Origin of the sequence: Kordiimonas lacus (genome assembly GCF_001550055.1) — a bacterium.
In the GTDB taxonomy this organism is placed as follows: domain Bacteria; phylum Pseudomonadota; class Alphaproteobacteria; order Sphingomonadales; family Kordiimonadaceae; genus Kordiimonas; species Kordiimonas lacus.
The window spans coordinates 34,677-51,743 of sequence record NZ_LRUA01000002.1 but is presented as its reverse complement, the minus strand read 5'-3'; the positions used below and the strand labels follow the sequence as shown (position 1 = coordinate 51,743).

At 59.3% G+C, this 17,067-nt stretch carries 21 protein-coding genes; 11 read left to right on the top strand and 10 right to left on the bottom strand.

The window, feature by feature from the left end; all coding sequences use genetic code 11:
- Positions 1 to 7 precede the first annotated feature (7 nt).
- From KORLAC_RS01330 to KORLAC_RS01315, 4 genes are all read left to right on the top strand, one after another.
- Entirely contained in the window at positions 8 to 871 is an 864-nt protein-coding gene (locus KORLAC_RS01330; protein ID WP_139167476.1) for a cell division protein FtsX, read from the top strand.
- Between the two features lie 10 nt (positions 872 to 881).
- Complete coding sequence (locus KORLAC_RS01325; protein ID WP_082714433.1) at positions 882 to 1,496, top strand: YdcF family protein; 615 nt, start codon at positions 882 to 884, stop codon at positions 1,494 to 1,496.
- Between the two features lie 2 nt (positions 1,497 to 1,498).
- Complete coding sequence (locus KORLAC_RS01320; protein WP_068301673.1) at positions 1,499 to 2,449, top strand: DUF2125 domain-containing protein; 951 nt, start codon at positions 1,499 to 1,501, stop codon at positions 2,447 to 2,449.
- A gap of 121 nt (positions 2,450 to 2,570) precedes the next feature.
- Entirely contained in the window at positions 2,571 to 3,437 is an 867-nt protein-coding gene (locus tag KORLAC_RS01315; protein WP_068301671.1) for an SDR family oxidoreductase, read from the top strand.
- A 33-nt stretch (positions 3,438 to 3,470) separates the two neighbouring features.
- On the opposite strand, the gene KORLAC_RS01310 is transcribed toward KORLAC_RS01315, so the two are convergent.
- Both KORLAC_RS01310 and hisC read right to left on the bottom strand, forming a co-directional pair.
- The gene (locus KORLAC_RS01310) at positions 3,471 to 4,394 is read right to left on the bottom strand and encodes a prephenate/arogenate dehydrogenase family protein (protein ID WP_068301668.1); all 924 of its coding nucleotides are present in this window, start codon (positions 4,392 to 4,394) and stop codon (positions 3,471 to 3,473) included.
- Complete coding sequence (gene hisC, locus KORLAC_RS01305) at positions 4,391 to 5,509, bottom strand: histidinol-phosphate transaminase (protein ID WP_068301663.1); 1,119 nt, start codon at positions 5,507 to 5,509, stop codon at positions 4,391 to 4,393. Before hisC ends, KORLAC_RS01310 begins: the two co-directional genes overlap by 4 nt.
- A 211-nt stretch (positions 5,510 to 5,720) precedes the next feature.
- Between hisC and metX the strand changes: the two genes are divergently transcribed.
- From metX to KORLAC_RS01285, 4 genes are all read left to right on the top strand, one after another.
- A complete protein-coding gene (gene metX, locus KORLAC_RS01300) occupies positions 5,721 to 6,881 on the top strand; it encodes a homoserine O-acetyltransferase MetX (RefSeq protein WP_068301660.1) in 1,161 nt (386 codons plus the stop codon).
- The gene (gene metW, locus KORLAC_RS01295) at positions 6,874 to 7,473 is read left to right on the top strand and encodes a methionine biosynthesis protein MetW (protein WP_082714432.1); all 600 of its coding nucleotides are present in this window, start codon (positions 6,874 to 6,876) and stop codon (positions 7,471 to 7,473) included. The genes metX and metW overlap by 8 nt, the downstream gene beginning before the upstream one ends.
- Before the next feature lie 3 nt (positions 7,474 to 7,476).
- Positions 7,477 to 7,815 (top strand): hypothetical protein, encoded by a 339-nt coding sequence (locus KORLAC_RS01290; RefSeq protein WP_068301653.1) that lies wholly within the window; start codon positions 7,477 to 7,479, stop codon positions 7,813 to 7,815.
- 157 nt (positions 7,816 to 7,972) lie between these two features.
- Positions 7,973 to 8,794: a flagellin gene (locus KORLAC_RS01285; RefSeq protein ID WP_068301650.1), complete on the top strand. Its 822-nt coding sequence runs from the start codon at positions 7,973 to 7,975 to the stop codon at positions 8,792 to 8,794.
- A 72-nt stretch (positions 8,795 to 8,866) separates the two neighbouring features.
- Here the strand turns inward: KORLAC_RS01285 and rraA are convergent, their stop codons facing one another.
- Together rraA and KORLAC_RS01275 are read right to left on the bottom strand one after the other, a co-directional pair.
- Positions 8,867 to 9,373, bottom strand: coding sequence for a ribonuclease E activity regulator RraA (gene rraA / locus KORLAC_RS01280; RefSeq protein ID WP_068301647.1), 507 nt, complete (start codon positions 9,371 to 9,373; stop codon positions 8,867 to 8,869).
- 3 nt (positions 9,374 to 9,376) lie between these two features.
- Positions 9,377 to 9,589: an SMc00767 family acetate metabolism repressor gene (locus tag KORLAC_RS01275; protein ID WP_068301645.1), complete on the bottom strand. Its 213-nt coding sequence runs from the start codon at positions 9,587 to 9,589 to the stop codon at positions 9,377 to 9,379.
- 196 nt (positions 9,590 to 9,785) lie between these two features.
- On the opposite strand from KORLAC_RS01275, the gene KORLAC_RS01270 reads away from it, so the two are divergent.
- A complete protein-coding gene (locus KORLAC_RS01270; RefSeq protein ID WP_206594830.1) occupies positions 9,786 to 10,427 on the top strand; it encodes a glutathione S-transferase family protein in 642 nt (213 codons plus the stop codon).
- Between the two features lies 1 nt (position 10,428).
- Here the strand turns inward: KORLAC_RS01270 and KORLAC_RS01265 are convergent, their stop codons facing one another.
- From KORLAC_RS01265 to KORLAC_RS18850, 3 genes are read right to left on the bottom strand one after another with little or no spacing between them, the layout of a single operon-like run.
- A complete protein-coding gene (locus tag KORLAC_RS01265; RefSeq protein ID WP_068301642.1) occupies positions 10,429 to 11,151 on the bottom strand; it encodes a class I SAM-dependent methyltransferase in 723 nt (240 codons plus the stop codon).
- Positions 11,141 to 12,397: an alpha/beta fold hydrolase gene (locus tag KORLAC_RS01260; RefSeq protein ID WP_068301639.1), complete on the bottom strand. Its 1,257-nt coding sequence runs from the start codon at positions 12,395 to 12,397 to the stop codon at positions 11,141 to 11,143. Before KORLAC_RS01260 ends, KORLAC_RS01265 begins: the two co-directional genes overlap by 11 nt.
- Positions 12,394 to 12,558 (bottom strand): hypothetical protein, encoded by a 165-nt coding sequence (locus tag KORLAC_RS18850; protein WP_160328569.1) that lies wholly within the window; start codon positions 12,556 to 12,558, stop codon positions 12,394 to 12,396. Before KORLAC_RS18850 ends, KORLAC_RS01260 begins: the two co-directional genes overlap by 4 nt.
- 186 nt (positions 12,559 to 12,744) lie before the next feature.
- Here KORLAC_RS18850 and phaR point away from each other — a divergent pair, with 186 nt between their 5' ends.
- Both phaR and KORLAC_RS01245 read left to right on the top strand, forming a co-directional pair.
- Entirely contained in the window at positions 12,745 to 13,338 is a 594-nt protein-coding gene (gene phaR, locus KORLAC_RS01250) for a polyhydroxyalkanoate synthesis repressor PhaR (RefSeq protein WP_068303089.1), read from the top strand.
- Between the two features lie 116 nt (positions 13,339 to 13,454).
- Positions 13,455 to 14,657 (top strand): MFS transporter, encoded by a 1,203-nt coding sequence (locus KORLAC_RS01245; RefSeq protein WP_068301633.1) that lies wholly within the window; start codon positions 13,455 to 13,457, stop codon positions 14,655 to 14,657.
- Here KORLAC_RS01245 and KORLAC_RS01240 read toward each other — a convergent pair.
- From KORLAC_RS01240 to KORLAC_RS01230, 3 genes are read right to left on the bottom strand one after another with little or no spacing between them, the layout of a single operon-like run.
- The gene (locus tag KORLAC_RS01240) at positions 14,654 to 15,286 is read right to left on the bottom strand and encodes an ABC-type transport auxiliary lipoprotein family protein (RefSeq protein WP_068301630.1); all 633 of its coding nucleotides are present in this window, start codon (positions 15,284 to 15,286) and stop codon (positions 14,654 to 14,656) included. The two genes, KORLAC_RS01245 and KORLAC_RS01240, sit on opposite strands and share 4 nt — an antisense overlap.
- Positions 15,283 to 16,254, bottom strand: coding sequence for an MlaD family protein (locus KORLAC_RS01235; RefSeq protein ID WP_082714431.1), 972 nt, complete (start codon positions 16,252 to 16,254; stop codon positions 15,283 to 15,285). Before KORLAC_RS01235 ends, KORLAC_RS01240 begins: the two co-directional genes overlap by 4 nt.
- Positions 16,255 to 16,288: 34 nt before the next feature.
- On the bottom strand, positions 16,289 to 17,065 hold the full coding sequence (locus KORLAC_RS01230) for an ABC transporter ATP-binding protein (protein ID WP_068301624.1): 777 nt from the start codon (positions 17,063 to 17,065) through the stop codon (positions 16,289 to 16,291).
- Between the last annotated feature and the right edge of the window lie 2 nt (positions 17,066 to 17,067).

Here is a 17,067-nt window from a genome sequence, read left to right as displayed (position 1 = left end):
CCGGACATTGCAGTTTCTACCCAAACAGCACCAGCGCGAAGGGCTGCTACCGTGGGTCATTGGCGTTATGCTGTTCCTGTGTACGCTGGCACTTGCGAGTGGCCTGGCGCTTGGCAAAGGCATCGAACGCTGGAGTGCGGGCCTGAGCACCAACCTGACCGTCCAGATCGTGGTGGAGGATGAGGCCAGGCGCGCCAAACAAACCGAAGATGCACTGACGCTCCTGCGCGCCACACCGGGCATCACATCCGCCTATGTGCAGGCGGAAGCGGATGTTCTGGAACTGCTGTCGCCCTGGCTTGGCGACGTGCCGTTCGACGCCGGTCTGCCACTGCCGACCCTTATTGACGTGTCGCTGTCTTCGCCGGATGCCGTGCATATCGACGGCCTGAAGGAACGCCTGGCGGCGGCTGCCCCCGGCGCGCAGCTTGATGATCATCAGGAATGGATGAGCCAGGTGTTGCATCTGGCCTCAGCCGTACAGCTGGTGCTGGCCGGTATTGTGGTGATGGTGGTGCTTTCCACCGTCGCGATCGTGATTTTTGGTTGCCGCGCAGGCCTTGCTACCCACCGGGAAAGCATTGAGATCATGCACCTGATGGGCGCGGAGGATGCAATGATCTCGAAAGCCTTTGACGAGCGCTATATGGCCCACGGCCTGAAGGGCGGCCTTGTGGGAGTGCTCTTGGCTGCGGGCACGCTGTACCTGATCAACTATCTGGCAGGAGAAATGGGCCAGGGGCTGATCACAGCGACCATACCCGACAATGCCAACCTGAGCTGGCTGGCGCTGCTGCCGCTTTTCTCTGCCCTGATCACCATGATCACCGCCAGAATTACCGTACGCCGCGCGCTTGCGCAGATGATGTAGCGGGCAGCCCATGGCGAAGAAGAGAAAATCCCCTGTCCGAATGCTGATTAAAGCGCCCTTCTACCTGATCGCCGCGTGGCTGTTGGGGTTCGGCTATTTTTCCCTGACCCTGCCGCCGGCTGTGCCCGAAGGGGCCACCCCCAAAAGCGACGGCATCATCGTGCTGACGGGTGGTGCCGGGCGTCTTGAAGCCGGGCTCGCGCTTCTTGAAGCCAAAGTGGCTGACCGCATGCTGATTTCGGGGGTCAACCCGGTGGTCGAACCACGGGAACTCAGCGCACTGACGGGCACCGAAGAAGCCTTGTTCGACTGCTGCGTGGACCTGGACCGGGCCGCCCCCAACACCGCAGGCAATGCGACTGAAAGCAACCTCTGGGCCCAGGCACGTGGGTACCGCACCCTTGTACTGGTGACCGCCGACTATCATATGCCCAGAAGCCTGATCCTGTTCCGACGCGCCATGCCGGGGGCCACGATTTTCGCCCATCCGGTCAAGGGTGAGTGGCCGGTGCTCTATCTGGCGAACGAATATAACAAATATGTCTTCACCATGATTGGTGAAGCCTTCAAACGCGCGCCGGACGCCCCGGCAGCGCAAACAATGAAAGCCACAGGGGCCGCATAGCCATGAACAAGATACGCACATTCGCGGGTTTTCTTATCGTTGGCATCCTGGTCTATTCCGGGCTTTGGTACACCAGCAGCTTCCAGGCACGGAAAGACACAGAAGCCATGTTCTCCGGCTGGCGCGACAAGGGCCTGAAGGTAGAGCACGGCAAGGTGAAACTATCCGGTTTTCCTTACCGTATCGTCATCACGGTGGATGGGCTGCAGGTTCGCACCCGCGGCCCCGGCCTGAACGTGGGCGCGGAAAATATCATGCTGGTCAGCCACTTGTGGACCCCCGGCCACTGGGTGGCGGACGCCACCAACGTAAGCGTGAGGGCCGCCGATGACGCGGTTTCCGTCACAGATGGTTCCTTGCGCGGCAGCTACCGCATCCACGAAGACGGCAAGGCCGTTATTGTGCTGGATTCCGGCGACATGTCGGATTTCAGCCTACTCAAGGCACCGGGCGTGACCGGACCGAAACTCCTGAAGAACTGGCAGCTGTTCCTGCGGTCTGACCCGACCCACCACGAGCCTGAAAGCGGCCTCTATGAAAACCGCTTCCTGGATTTCAAACTGGTGGTCGACACCGGCGCGACCGAGCTTGAAGCCAGCGGCGGCATCATGGGCCCCGTAATCAGGGATTGGACCCAGACTTCTTTGGGTGCCTGGCGGGACGCGGGCGGTTTGCTGGAGTTGGACGCCGTCAAGCTGGTGACGGGCGGGGGTGGTCTGGGCGGCAACGCCAGCCTGACACTTGACGACAAATTCCGGCCGCTGGGTAGCGCCACCCTCAAGCTTGTCAGCCCCGAGGTTATCGCGGCAGAGATCAAGGCAATTGGGCTGCCAGATGTTGCCAAAGCCCTGGCGCGTGCAGGCGACGAGGAACTGTCCGCCATGTTGCAGATGGGCGTCCTGACGCTCGAAGGCCAGCAGGTGACGGCGCTCAAGCCGCTCCTGGACGACTAGGCACGCCCAATTTTTTCTGCCCTTTTCGCTACTCTTTGCCTACCCTGAGCGCCAAACGCGCTATTATCAGATCAAGGACGGATGCGACGCATCTGATTTCGTGGGGAAGAGGAGAAAAATCATGAGCCTGAAGGGTAAAACCATTTTCATGAGCGGCGGCAGCCGCGGCATTGGCCTGGCCATCGCACTCAGGGCGGCACAGGACGGTGCCAATGTGGCCATCGGGGCAAAGACGGCGGAGCCGCACCCGAAGCTTGAAGGCACCATCTATACGGCTGCGGAAGAGATCGAGAAAGCCGGCGGCAAGGCGCTGCCGCTCCTGTGTGACATCCGGTTTGAAGAGCAAGTGGACGAAGCCGTTGCCAAAACGGTTGAGACCTTCGGCGGCATCGATATCTGCGTCAATAACGCGTCGGCCATTTCTCTGACCAACACGCAAATGACCGACATGAAGCGCTATGACCTGATGAACACCATCAACACGCGCGGCACCTTCCTGGTATCCAAGAAATGCATCCCGCATCTCTTGAAGTCAGACAATCCGCATATCCTGACGCTGTCCCCGCCACTGGATATGAACCCGCGCTGGTTCGCCCCTCACGTGGCCTACTCCATCGCCAAATACGGCATGAGCCTGTGCACGCTGGGCATGGCGGCTGAATTCAAGGCGGCGGGCGTGGCCGTGAACAGCCTGTGGCCCTTCACCGCGATCGACACGGCGGCGATCCGGAATGTGATCGGCGACGGCGAGATGGCCAAGAACAGCCGCACGCCGGAGATTATGGCAGACGCGGCACACGCCATCCTGATGCGCAGCGCCAAGGAATGTTCGGGCAATTTCTTCATTGATGAGGAAGTTCTGCGCGAAGAAGGCGTGACCGACTTCACCAAATATGCGCCACACGCCAAAGGGCCGCTGGTGCCCGACTTCTTCGTGCCTGACGAAGTGGTCGATCGCCTACCCACCGAGGTGATGAAGGTTTGGTAAGACGCAAAAGGCCGGGATATCCCGGCCTTTTCTCTATTCCTCGTGATGACGCCCGAAGTCGGCGGCTTCTTCATCCTGACCGGCATCAATGATGCGGCGGCGGATGTCGCGGGTGCGGCTGAAGAGGTCATGAAGCGCGTCGCCGTCGCCCCAGCGAATGGCACGCTGCAGCGCCGTCAGGTCCTCTGAGAAGCGGCCCAGCATCTCCAGCACGGCATCCTTATTGTTCAGGAACACATCGCGCCACATGGTGGGGTCCGATGCCGCGATCCGGGTGAAGTCCCGGAAGCCACCGGCGGAATATTTGATCACCTCCGACCGCGTCACTTCTTCAAGGTCCGATGCCGTACCGACAATATTGTAGGCGATCAGGTGCGGCACGTGGCTGGTGATCGCCAGCACCAGATCATGGTGCGGGGCGGTCATGATCTCGACCGTGCTGCCCATGGCTTCCCAGAGCTTGGTGAGCTTCCCGAGCGCCCCCTTGTCCACACCGTCAGGCGGCGTGATGATGCACCAGCGGCCGTCAAACAAGCTCGCGAACCCCGCCTTGGGGCCCGACTGTTCCGTCCCCGCGACCGGGTGGCCGGGGATCAGATGGGTATGCTTTGGCAGCACTGGGTCCAGCGCCTTGAACACCGCTTCCTTGACCGACCCAACGTCCGAGACAATCGCCCCTTCCTTGAGGCTGGGTGCGATCGCTTCACCAACCGCCGCCATGGCGCCCACAGGCACCGCGATGATCACCAGATCAGCATCCCTCGCCGCTTCGCCGGCGTCAGGCGTGAAGTCATCAGCGAAACCAATCTCCCGCGCTTCCTGAAGCACAGCGGGGTCGCGGTCTGAGACCACCAACGTGCCGGCAGCGCCGGCGCGGCCAATGGCCCGCGCAACGGACGACCCGATCAGGCCCGCACCAATGATGGCGATACGGTCGAAGTGGATTTTATCCGTCATTGGCCTGCCTCGCCGTCTGGTTCATCTGGGGAGCCGTTCATGAAGCCGCGAACAAGCGAAATCAGCCCCCTGTTCTGGGTTTCCGTTCCCACGGAAATCCGCAGGTGGTTCGGCAGCACACCAAACTTGCGCACGATATAGCCATGCTTCATCAGGTAGGCGTTGCACTCCTCAGCCGTGAAGGGGCTTTCCTCGGGGAAGCCCACCAGCACGAAGTTGGTCTGGCTTTTCACCACATCGAGGCCGATGGCCGTCAGCTCTGCGGTCAGCCAGTCGCGCCACTCGGCAGTGAAGGACACCACCTCATCCAGATACGCCTGGTCCTTGACGGCTGCAAGCGCCGCATCGTGCGCCGGGTTTGCCACATTGAAGGGCATGCGCCAGCGGTTGATCACATCAACCACATGGTCGGGCGCATACATCCAGCCCACGCGCAGTCCTGCCAGCGCGTAAAGCTTTGAGAACGTGCGGGTCATCACCACATTCTCGAACTTGTCGACCAGCTCCTCGCCCGCTTCATAGTCGCCCGCGGTCACACATTCCGCATAAGCGGCATCCAGCACCAGAAGCACATGGTCAGGCAGGCCTTTATGCAGGCGCTCAACCTCAGACCACGGCAGGTAGGCACCCGTGGGGTTGTTGGGGTTGTCGACAATCACAAGCTTTGTTTTGTCCGTCACCGCCTTCAGCATACCGTCCACATCTGCGGCCCAGTCCTTGTTCGGCACCGGCACCAGTGTCGCGCCCGCTGCCTGCGCCTGAATGGGATAAACGGAAAAGCCCAGCTCAGAGAAGATCACTTCATCACCCACACCCGCGTAGGAATGGATCAACAGCGTCAGAAGCTCGTCCGAGCCGGTGCCGCACAGGATGCGCTCAGGCTTCAGGCCATGCACCTTGGCAATGGCGGTGATCAGGTCATGGGAAGCCGGGTCCGGATAGCGCATCACGCCAGCGGCGGACGCCTTGATCGCTTCTACCGCCTTGGGGCTTGGCCCAAGCGCAGATTCGTTTGCCGACATCTTTACCGGATTCTTGACGCCATCTGCCGTCGCCTTGCCGGGCACATAAGCCTCAAGGTCCATTATCCAGTCATGTGCTTTGGGCGCACCCATGAAAACCTCCAACACACCGGGAAACACCCGGAAATACGCAAAAAATACAAGGAAAAGGGATAAAGCGCCGCCCCCTTAAAGGCAAAGGAAACTTTCCTAATCTACCGCGTAAGTTTTAGGGCGATTGACATAAGGGCCCGCGCCCGCTTTTCTGTGCAGCCACAAGGCCCGGGCAAAAGACGCATGGGGCCCAAGGATTTGGACAGGTTTCGTGACACCAACCGCAGGCAAGACAGCAACGCTTTTCACCGACACGCCGCTCGCGCTCGACGGCGGAGCCGTGCTGTCGCCCGTGACGGTGGGGTATGAGACCTATGGCACGCTCAATGACGCCGGCAATAACGCGGTTCTGATCTGCCACGCGCTGACGGGCGACCAATATGTGGCATCCACCCACCCCATCACCGGCAAGCCGGGCTGGTGGGAACGGCTGGTCGGCCCCGGCAAGCTGATCGATACCGATAAATATTTCGTGGTCTGCTCGAATGTGCTGGGGAGCTGCCTGGGCACCACTGGCCCGTGGCAGGACAACCCGGAAACCGGCAAGCCCTGGGGTACCAGTTTCCCGGTGATCACCATACGCGACATGGTACGTGTGCAGGCAGGCCTTGTGGCTCACCTGGGCATCGACAAGCTGATGATGGTCATCGGCGGGTCCATGGGCGGCATGCAGGTCCAGGAATGGCTGACCACCTACCCCGAGCGACTGCACAGCGCCGTGATGCTGGCAACGGCCCCGCGCCACACAGCCCAGAATATTGCCTTCCACGAAGTGGGGCGGCAGGCCATCATGGCCGATCCGGACTGGTGTGACGGGCGCTATTATGATCATGACGTCAAGCCCGCCAAGGGTCTGTCGGTGGCGCGCATGACGGCGCATATCACCTATCTGTCAGAGGACGCGTTGACGGCTAAGTTCGGTCGCAACCTGCAGAACCGCGAGGAAGTAACCTTCGGCTTTGAAGCCGACTTCCAGGTGGAAAGCTACCTCAGGCACCAGGGGTCTAGTTTCGTCGACCGATTCGATGCCAACAGCTATCTCTATATCACCCGCGCGATGGACTATCTGGATATCGCCGCGCGCCACGGCGGGCGGCTGGCGGATGCTTTCAAGCCAGCGGCCCATGTGCGCTGCTGCGTGATCAGCTTCACGTCTGACTGGCTGTATCCGACCGTTGAAAACAAATCCATCGTACACGCGCTCAACGCCGCAGGCGTACCTGTGAGCTTTGCCGAGATCGAAAGCCCCTTCGGCCATGACGCCTTCCTCTTGGATGTGCCGGAGATGGACCATATGCTGACTGGCTTCGTGAAGGCCGCGGCAAGAACCAACGGCCTGTTCTTCGATGACCAGGAGACGGGTGATGCATAACCTCAGACCCGACCTCAAGCTGATCGCAGAACTGATTGAGCCGGGCAGCCGCGTACTGGACGTGGCCTGTGGCGACGGCGAGCTTCTGGACTATCTGGTGCACAAGCAGGGCGTGGACGGCCGCGGCATCGAAATCAGCCAGGCAGGCGTGAACGACTGCGTAGCCAAGGGCCTTTTCGTGATCCAGGGCGACGCGGACAAGGACCTGGAGGAATACCCGGACCAGAGCTTTGATTATGTCGTACTGTCAAAAGCGCTTCAGGCCGTACACCGGCCCCAGCTGGTACTTCGGGAACTGCTCAGGATCGGCAAACGCGCCGTTGTCACCATCCCGAATTTCGGCCAGTGGAAGGTGCGCATGAGCCTGGTGGGGCGCGGCAGGATGCCGGTGACCAAGGCGCTCGACAAGACCTGGTACAATACGGACAATATCCACTTCTGCACCATTCTGGACCTCTTTGACCTGATCGAGGAAGAGGGCCTGACGGTGCGCACTTTTGTGCCCCACAAGGCGGACGGCAAGCCCCTCAATTATGGCCGCACCCGTGCCAATTGGTCGGCCGACCAGGCGCTTTTCCTATTAGAGAAGTAAATCATGGATGACTTCAGCGCATACGGCCTTCCGCATATCAAAGCTGAAGTAAATTTCTTAAGGACGGACGACGGTGGCAAAAACTGCCCCGTTAGGTCCGGCTACCGGCCCAATCATCTTGTCAAAGACGACTATTTAACAAGTGGAACTCATCAGTATCTCGACAAGGAATGGGTCTATCCCGGTGAAACAGCCTGCGCAAACATCTGGTTTATTATGCCAGAAGTCTATCCACACACCATGTGGCCGGGTCGCATCTTTAACCTTCAAGAAGCAAGCAGGGTTGTGGGAACTGTTAAAGTTCTGGAGGTATACGAAGAGACGCTAAAGGCTATCCCATAAGGCCGTCATTACTCGATAAGGCGCCTCAATAGATAAAATTTGAATCATTTTTCTAGACTCTTGAACACACGTTGAGGTAGCCTATCAATTGGCCCATAATAGGCCGAGGGTCCAAAAGGGACCTTGAGATACAGAAACGTATTGTAAGGCATAGAACATGTCATTCTCGGTTAACACCAACGCTGGTGCGTTTGCGGCATTGCAAAATTTGAATGCCACCCAAGGCGCGTTAAACCAGACCCAATCCCGAATTAATACCGGCCTTAAAGTCGCGTCCGCCAAGGACAATGCGGCGATATATTCTATTGCCCAATCCATGAAAGGCGATCTTGCTGAGCTGTCGGCTGTCAAAGCCAGCCTGGATCGCGGCAAGCAGATCATGGACATCGCGATCGCCGCCGGCGAAGCTGTTTCCGACACACTGATCGAGATGAAGGAAAAGGCCGTTGCGGCGTCACAGGAGGGTCTGGATACAGACACCTATAATTCGCTCAACGACGATTTCTTTGCGCTTCGCGCGCAGATCGACAGCATCGTCAACAATGCAGAGTTTGACGGCGTCAACCTGGTGACCGTAGGCGCCACCGATTCGAGTGTCCTGGCCGGCAAAGACGGCGCGACTCTGACCCTCCCTGCGGACGATATGAGCGCCATACATCTTCAGTTCGGGCTGCCGAACATTGACCTTTATAACGCCACCAACGCGCAGGCTACTGTGACGGTCATTGAAAATGCCCTTGACGACGTAAATCAGGGCCTGTCCCAATTTGGCGCGACATCCAAAAGGCTTGATAGCCTGATCGAGTTCAATAGCAAACTGAGCGATACCGTCGAAACGGGCGTGGGCAATCTGGTGGATGCCGATTTGGCCAAGGAAAGCGCCAACCTGCAGGCGTTCCAAACCAAGCAGCAGCTGGGTCTCCAGGCACTCGGGATTGCCAACCAGGCACCACAGGCGGTGCTGTCGCTGTTCAGGTAAACGAATAGATTTTAGAAGAATAATTTCTGAGAGCACTCGACCACTGTCCCTAAGCCAGGCAGTGGTCGTTTTTTAAAGGCTCGGCAGTTCCTTGGCGATCACCACGCCATCGGCGTCGGCGATGACCCAGTCACCTGGGTGGATGGGCACGCCCGCGATGGCGATTTCCACATTCACGTCGCCCCGATCCAGCTTTTCGGATTTCTTGGGGCAGCTCCTGAGCGCCTTGATGCCCACGTCTTCGGCCAACAGTTCGTGCCGGTCCCGCACACAGCCATAGATCACCACACCGGCCCAGCCGTTTTTGGCCGCCAGTGCCGCAAGGTTGCCGCCCAAAAGCGCCACGCGGGTGGAGGCATCGCCGTCCACCACCAGCACCCGGCCTTCGCCCTTGCCTTCAAGAAGCATGCGCACCTTGGTGTTGTCATCAAGTGTTCTAAGCGTGACGGCAGGGCCGGCAAAATCCACCGACCCGCCGAAATCCTTGAAATCCACAGGGAGAATGGAAACGGCGCGGCCCATGGCATCGCACACGTCTGCCGTCGCCAGTTTTGGCGTCACGATCTCCCCGTTCGGCATGGCCTAGTCCTGCTTGTGAATGATCGGCACCAGCATGTCGCCCCAGGCGCCTTCTTCGTTGTGGTAGCGGGAAGCACGCATCAGTTCGACCGTTACCCCTTTGCCCACGGCGGAGATAACAGCATCGTTCAGGCGGTGCAGGGCATTTGCCACCTGACGGATCGCCATTTCCTTGCTTTCTTCCATCGTCGAATCGTTAGGGGTCTCGTTCGTCATATTGCTCTCCACTAGCTTGACGTTTCGAATAATTTTATGACCAAAACCATATTATCTGCGCAATAATAATACAAGGCCAGAAATCCGAAGAATTTTCACAGCCGGCGCTGGAAAAAACCACACTGCGCGCTATGCTCACGAGGTTCTTCTGAAGCATATCCAGCACCAGGCAACCCTATCACATCAGGAGAGACGGGTGACAAAGGCAGTAAAACCCATTCTGTACGGTGCCTTGGGCGGCGGGTCAGCCATTGTCGAAGCCGTGCTGACGCTTGCTGGTGAGCCCTATGATATGGTCACCATGGAATGGGGTGAGTTTGATCAGACAGACGATGCTTTCTCAAAGATCAATCCGATGCGCGAAATCCCGGCCCTGAAACTTGCGGACGGGACTGTGCTCACTGAAAGCGCGGCCATTGGCCTGTGGGCCGCGGACCGGCACCCGGAAAGCGGCCTCTCACCCCTTCCCGACGCGCCGGAGCGTGCCAGTTTCCTGCGCTGGCTGGTGTGGCTGGTGGCCAGCATCTACCCCACCTTCACTTATGGCGATCACCCCGAACGCTATATCGCGGAAACAGCGGGCGCCAAGGCCCTGAGGCAGGCAACAGACGACCGACGCCAGGCCCTTTGGCATCACATGGAAGCCTCCCTGCCGTTCGCGCCCTGGGCGATGGGAGGCCAGATGACGCTGATAGATATCTACATCGCGGCCATGACCCGCTGGCGACCGCGCCGCACCTGGTTCAAGGAAAACTGCCCCAAGCTTTATGCCGTAGCTGAACGGGTCGATGCCTTGCCCGCGCTTGAAGACGTCTGGCAAAAGAACTTCGGCGCCTAACTCAAGGGCCTGTCAGCACCGGCATCACACCGACCTTTTTGGCGCTTTTCGGGATGGTGCCATAAACCTGTTTGCGCGCCGAGACAATCAGCGCCCCACCCAGGTTCCTGCCCAGAACGCCGATGGGGCGTTCGCCATACTTCAGCATTCTGGAAGCTATCGGCCGCATGAAGGGCGGCATCATCAGGGCCGTATCCCAGCCGTCCACCGGTAGCATCTGCTCTTCAAGAAAAGTCGCCAGCTGCCCTTTTGAATAGGGCCTGCCATGGCCAAAGGGTGTACCTTCATATGCCGCCCAGCTGCGCATCCGGTTGGGTACAACCGCAATCAACTGGCCTCCTGGCGCCAGCACACGCCAAATTTCCCTCAAAAGATTCACCGGCCTGTTGGCATGCTCCAATGCATGCACCAGGATCATCCGGTCAACCGAGCTATCGGCCAGCGGCAGGTTATATTCCTCAACCAACGCTGTCCGGCTACCCACATGGGCCGGCCAATGGCATACACCCTGTTGTGCGGGCATAAAGCCAAGATACCGGCTCCCCGCGTCCTGTTCGGCCTGCGCAAGATAATCCAGATAGGGCAAGGTAAACCCAAATCCGATTGTGATGCTGTCAGCCTTTGGCGCTGTCAGCCGCGCCAGCTTGGCCGAAATGATCGGGCAGGTGGCGCGCCCCAGCGCGCTCTCATAGAAACGGTACAAGGCAAGGACGTCAGGCCGCATGATCGTCCTCCAGCCACTTCAGGAGCGGCTCCCAAAGCCCCGTGCGGGCCTTGCTGCCCACCATCATACCCACATGCCCGGCGCCCGGATCGTGCGCCACGGCGTTCGGCAAACCATCCAGCATCGCGTAGGCGCTTTCCTGCGGCACAAGGCGGTCTTCCTCAGGCGCGGCAATCCATACAGGGCAGGTGATGTCCTCCAGCCGCACCGGTGCGTCCCCCACATACCACGCACCCCGACCCGGCGTATTATCGCGGTACCAGCCCAACATGGTTTCTTCTGCCACCTTGCGCGGCAGTGGCGCGCCTGTATTGGCCCAGGTCTCCAGGGCCACGAAAAACTCGGCCGCTTCGCTTGAAGGGTCCATGGCTTCGAACTTGCGAAACTTGCGGTCGTTGAGCGTTGGGTCAACACTGGTGAAAAAGGTCTGTACTGCATCCACCGGCAGGGGCATGCCAGTGGGCAGTTTGGCCAGCGCTTCGGCCATCACGGGCGCATATTTCTTGCCGGCGTGCGGCTTTTTGGTATCGAAATCCCACGGGGCGGCCACCAGCGCCAGCTTCGAGACCATGTCCCCTGCCCGCGCCGCAAGCGCGGTTGTCAGGGTGCCACCCATGCAGTAGCCCAGCACAGGCACCGCCTCACCGGCGACACCCGCGACATGCTCGAGGAACGGCTTCAACCGCTTCATGACAAAGTCACCAATACCGAACCTGAGTTCTTCCTCGCCCGGGTCATACCAATGCACCAGATAGGGGCGGTAGCCCCGTTCCTTCAGGAAAGCGGCCAGGCTGCGCCCGGGCTTCAGGTCCAGCACATAATGCGGATTGATCAGGCTGGGCACCATCAGGATCGGTTTACCCGACCCACCAAAATCATAGAGTCGACAGCTGCCAATCTTCAGCGCGAGCGCCGCGGCGCTTTCCGGCCGTTTGTAGGGGTGTGCGATATATTTGGCGATGCCGCGCAACATGGTGTCGGCCCGGCCTGACGCTTTCTTTTCCACCGCCGCATAAAGCCGCTGCCAGTCCTCTTCAGTGCGCATCAGACCCTTGAGCGCCTCCAGGCTGTCGCGCACGCCCAAATGCCACATGCCAGTGCCGGCCCGCAGGCGGCGGACACCTGCGCCCGCTTCGCGCCAGATCATCAGGCTGTTGGCAAGGTGAAGCGACATGGGCCGTGGCCCACGAATTTGCGCCTCAATCTCGCCCCAGGGGCGGGCCGTGTCTTGTGGTTCGGCGGTCATGCGTCTTCCCCGGCATCGGGTTTAGTATCCAGCGGCACTTCCAGCAGGGCTGCAAGTTCGGCGTGCGGCAGCAGGTCCTTCTCGGTTGCCCACAGACGGATATTCTCCTGCCACAAGGTCAGGAACAGGTCGGCCGCTTGTTCAATATCTTCGTCGCGCATGACAAAATCACTATAGGAAGCCATGATTTAGCGCAAAGTCATTTTCTTTGTGCATTTGCACAATTTTCCTTGCGGCAGCGCACCAAATACCATTTAATTCCGCGAATTAATCAAGGATTTGCCGCACTTTCGGATTTTTTCGCACATGCGAGGAAAGGGGACCCGGGCGGCAGGATGGGACAGAAGATGGCACGGAAAAAACGCGACCACGGCGAACCGATCATCATCAAAAAATATGCGAACCGGCGGCTCTATAACACCGAGACCTCGAGTTATGTGACGCTTGACCACCTGGCTGACATGATCAAATCCGGTGAGGAATTCGTGGTGCGCGACGCCAAAACGGGCGAAGACATCACCCGCGCGGTGCTGACCCAGATTATCTTTGAAAAAGAAACCCGCGAAAAAAACATGCTGCCAATCTCCTTCCTCAGGCAGCTGATCAGCCTTTATGGTGACAGCCTTCAGGCCATGGTGCCAAGCTACCTGCAGAGCGCGATGGAAGTGCTGACACGGCATCAGGAGCAGATCCGTTCGACATGCGGCGAAGGTGTGGACACCGGCAATTTCATGCCGATTTTTGAAGAACTGACACGCCAGAACCTGGCACTGTTCGAACAAAGCATGCGCACCTTCACGTCCGGCCCCCAGGCTGCAAGAAAACCCGCAGCCCAACCCGCGGCGGAGGCGCCCAAGGCGGGCGAGAAGGACAAGGAAATCGCCGATCTTCAGGCACAGCTCGCGGCGCTCAAGGAAAAAGTGGACGCGCTTTCAAGCTAACGCGCGGGCCGCACACTTTATCCCGTTCTCGCAAATTCGTGATACACGACAGCGCCAAAGTGTGTTCAAGTGTGCCACCAATCAAACAAAGCCACTAAGCAAGAGTTTATCAGGCCATGCCAGCCATCCTGTTTGCCATTTTTATCGACCTTCTGGGCTTCGGTATCATCGTGCCTATCCTGCCGTTTCTGGTTGGACCTTATGTGGGCACGGTCACGGTGGGCGGTGTCGTGCTGGATGAAGCCACGCTGGGTGCGGGCCTGTTTTCAATCTATTCGCTGACGGCCTTTGCGGCAGGGCCCCTGTGGGGACGACTGTCCGACCGCATCGGCAGGCGCACGGCACTGGCCGCAACCTTCCTTGGCGCCATGGCGTCCTATATCCTGCTGGCCTTTTCAGACAGCCTGTTGATGCTTTTTGTCGCCCGCGCCTTTTCGGGTGCAATGGCAGGCAATGTGGGCATCGCCATGGCTGCCATGGCCGACCTGACGGACGAAAGCAACCGCGGCCGCGCCATGGGGCTGATCGGTGCGGTTTTCGGGCTGGGGTTCGCCTTCGGCCCGCTGGTGGGCGGCCAACTTAGTGGGCTGAGCACCGCAGGCGGCGGGTCCGCCATCCTGTTGCCTGGGCTTGCGGCAGCGTGCCTGTCGCTCATAGCGGCGATTATGGCTTATTATTTCATATCCGAAACGATATCCAGCCCCCTGGAAACAGAAGCTGACACAGCGCCAAAGAGAGCACCCTGGTCCACCTTCCTGAAAACGCCGGCGCAGCTGGCCCTGTTTTCCATGTTCATCGTCACCTCTGCCGGACAGATCATGGCTTTCACCATCATGCCTTTCTGGACAAAGGACCTGCTGTTCTGGAGCCAGGAGGAAGTAGGCAACCTGATGGGCGCCATCGGCCTGTGTATCGCCGCGATCCAGTCCCTGGCCACAGGGCCGCTGTTCAAAAGCATTGGCGAACTCAAGGCGCTGGTACTGGGGGGCACCATTCATTTGATCGGCTGCATGGTGATTATTTTTGCCACACCTTCATTCCTGGTGGCGCTGATTGCCTTCCCGCTTTTGATGAGCGGCATGACCCTTTCGTTTCCCGCGCTCAACAGCCTGCTTTCGCAGCGCACGGACCGGCGCCATCAAGGGGCCGCGCTGGGGTTATCAAGCGGCATATCAGCGCTTGGCCGGGTAGCTGGCCCGCTGGCCGCAGGGTTTCTGTATACGAAAGCTGCACCGGCACCGCTGTTTTACGCCATTGCGCTGACCAGCGGCACGCTGCTGGCGTGGAGTTTCTGGGAACTCAGGAAAGGTGAGGCCTAACCAGCCTCGCACTGGGAAAAACGGGCACCGAACCAAGCCACAGCGTCACCTGACAGATCAGCCATGGCACCATTGAAGGCTGCCATGACGGCATCTGTGCCCTCGCCAGCAACAGTGGGGGTCTGGCTGAACGTGGCTTTGCTGATCAGGTGATTGTCTTTCAGCCGCACAAGCGACATTTCAATGGCAATCGAGACGCGGTCATCCCCTGCCCTTTCGCCAGGAACATATTCAAGTTCCCAGACCTTCAGGCCCAGACGGCAAGCCGCCCGGATGTCCAGGCCGCCATCGCCGACCAACAACGCATCGGTCTCGCTACCGAACGACCGGGTGAAATAGTCCCGCGTCAGGTCGGACACCGGCGCAGACCAGCGCACGCCGCCAATGGTGCTGCGCTGATTGTCAGGCAGAGCCACAGCCACAGCTTCCCCCTTCAGGCCGTCCGCCACCGTTGGCTCATCCACATAGACCACAGGCCCATTGCCGTCAGCAAAGCCGCCCTGATAGCGCAGTGTATAGATGGTATCTGCCGGACCTTCATCGCCAAAGGAAACTATGGGGCCACATGACGCCAGGGCAAAGGAGGCGGCCAACAAGCCCAGCGCACTGCTTTTGAAAACCTGCCTCACTCTTTCGTCTCCTTCACCTTGCGCGCATCAAGGTCGTATTTGCTTTGGTTTGGCCCGAACAGGGTTTCTGCCGGGTTCTGTTCGATTTTGCTGACCAGGCGGGACAGGCTGCGCGCCGTGCTGCGCAGATCCATGATCATCCGCGACACTTCCGGTAAGCTGCCCGACACAAACTGGGTCACGCTATCCTCATTGGCTGCCACCAGCGCATCAACACGCTCCAACATGGCCTGGGCGGCGTTCATGGTCTCGATGGCTTCGGCCATCAGCTGTTCCCCGTCTTCGGCCAACAGTTTGTTGCCGCTATCCGCCAATGCGCCCAGTTTGGCGGCGGTTTCATTCACCTGAAGCATCACCTCGTGTGCGTCCGCCACAAGGGTGTCGAAATCCTCTGTGCCATCCGCCAGGTTCGTCGCCGCCCGGTTGGCATTATCAAGGACACTGGCAACCTTGCCGATATTTTCGTCGCTCAGCAGCTTCCGTACTTGAACAATCGCCAGGATCGCCTCATTCACCAGGTTTGGGGCGCTTTCATAAAACTCCATCAAAGGAGACGCTTCGGCCGCAATCACTGGATACTCATGCCCCGGCTCGGCCTTCAGGCGCTCGCCGCCCTGTGCACCGCCTTTCAGCTCAATGTAAGCCACGCCGGTCAGGCCCTGGAATTCAAGCCGCGCCGTGGTGCTGGCATTGACCGGCACCTCGTCCCTGAGGCGCACATGAACCCGCACCTTGCGTGTATCGTTTGGCGCCAGCGTGATATCGCGCACATCACCCACCGGAATACCCAGATAATAAACAATACTGCGCTTATAGAGGCCCGAAACAGAGCCATCGAACAGGATGTCATATTCGCGGTATTCGGCGTCCAGATCCACCTTGGCGATCCAGATAGCAAAGGCGATGAGGCCAGCAAGGAACGCCAGCACGAAACTGCCAACCAATATATGTGATGCCCGAGTTTCCATATGTCGTTGCCTATGTCCTACCTAGTCTTTGGCCTCAGTCTTGTGCGCCGGCGGCCCGCGCACGGGGACCATGAAAATATTCCTGCACCCAGGGATGGTCATAGGCCATCACCTCTTTAAGCGGCGCATTGATCAGGATTTTCTTATCCCCCAGCACAGCGATACGGTCGCATACTCTGACAAGCGTGTCGAGATCATGGGTTACCAGAAATACCGTAAGCCCCAGCGATCGGCTGAGCTCCTGCACCAGTTCATCGAACGCGGCGGCACCGATTGGGTCCAGTCCCGCTGTGGGTTCATCCAGGAACAGGAGGTCCGGGTCCAGCGCGAGCGAGCGCGCCAGCGCCGCCCGCTTGCGCATGCCGCCAGACAGATCGCTCGGGAACTTGGCTGCTGTATCCAGCGAAAGCCCCGCCATCTGCAGCTTTGAAAGCGCCAGGTCTTTCATCAGGCTATGGGACATATGGAAATGTTCCCTCAGCGGCACCTGGATATTTTGCCCGACCGTAAGCGACGAGAAAAGCGCGCCGTCCTGAAACAGTACCCCCCAGTCACGGCGGGAGAGGCGGTCTTCTTCGTCTGTCATAGCGGCACGGTCCTGGCCATTGATCTCAATGGTGCCGGCCTCAGGCTTCAAAAGCCCGATGATGGCCTTCAGGAGCACTGATTTGCCCGTACCCGAGCCGCCAACCACGCCCAAAATTTCGCCGCGCTTTACGTCCAGGTCCAGCCCGTCATGCACCACATGGGGGCCGAAGGCGGTCTTGAGGCCGCGCACTTTCACCACAATGTCGTCCCGATTATCCGCCACGC

What these genes read in the sequence shown, in the direction of transcription:
- KORLAC_RS01325 (WP_082714433.1), top strand. Translation starts at nt 882, where the DNA reads ATGGCGAAGAAGAGAAAATCCCCTGTCCGAATGCTGATTAAAGCGCCC.
- KORLAC_RS01320 (WP_068301673.1), top strand. Translation starts at nt 1,499, where the DNA reads ATGAACAAGATACGCACATTCGCGGGTTTTCTTATCGTTGGCATCCTG.
- KORLAC_RS01315 (WP_068301671.1), top strand. Translation starts at nt 2,571, where the DNA reads ATGAGCCTGAAGGGTAAAACCATTTTCATGAGCGGCGGCAGCCGCGGC.
- KORLAC_RS01310 (WP_068301668.1), bottom strand. Translation starts at nt 4,394, where the DNA reads ATGACGGATAAAATCCACTTCGACCGTATCGCCATCATTGGTGCGGGC.
- hisC (WP_068301663.1), bottom strand. Translation starts at nt 5,509, where the DNA reads ATGGGTGCGCCCAAAGCACATGACTGGATAATGGACCTTGAGGCTTAT.
- metW (WP_082714432.1), top strand. Translation starts at nt 6,874, where the DNA reads ATGCATAACCTCAGACCCGACCTCAAGCTGATCGCAGAACTGATTGAG.
- KORLAC_RS01290 (WP_068301653.1), top strand. Translation starts at nt 7,477, where the DNA reads ATGGATGACTTCAGCGCATACGGCCTTCCGCATATCAAAGCTGAAGTA.
- KORLAC_RS01285 (WP_068301650.1), top strand. Translation starts at nt 7,973, where the DNA reads ATGTCATTCTCGGTTAACACCAACGCTGGTGCGTTTGCGGCATTGCAA.
- rraA (WP_068301647.1), bottom strand. Translation starts at nt 9,373, where the DNA reads ATGCCGAACGGGGAGATCGTGACGCCAAAACTGGCGACGGCAGACGTG.
- KORLAC_RS01275 (WP_068301645.1), bottom strand. Translation starts at nt 9,589, where the DNA reads ATGACGAACGAGACCCCTAACGATTCGACGATGGAAGAAAGCAAGGAA.
- KORLAC_RS01265 (WP_068301642.1), bottom strand. Translation starts at nt 11,151, where the DNA reads ATGCGGCCTGACGTCCTTGCCTTGTACCGTTTCTATGAGAGCGCGCTG.
- KORLAC_RS01260 (WP_068301639.1), bottom strand. Translation starts at nt 12,397, where the DNA reads ATGACCGCCGAACCACAAGACACGGCCCGCCCCTGGGGCGAGATTGAG.
- KORLAC_RS18850 (WP_160328569.1), bottom strand. Translation starts at nt 12,558, where the DNA reads ATGCGCGACGAAGATATTGAACAAGCGGCCGACCTGTTCCTGACCTTG.
- phaR (WP_068303089.1), top strand. Translation starts at nt 12,745, where the DNA reads ATGGCACGGAAAAAACGCGACCACGGCGAACCGATCATCATCAAAAAA.
- KORLAC_RS01245 (WP_068301633.1), top strand. Translation starts at nt 13,455, where the DNA reads ATGCCAGCCATCCTGTTTGCCATTTTTATCGACCTTCTGGGCTTCGGT.
- KORLAC_RS01235 (WP_082714431.1), bottom strand. Translation starts at nt 16,254, where the DNA reads ATGGAAACTCGGGCATCACATATATTGGTTGGCAGTTTCGTGCTGGCG.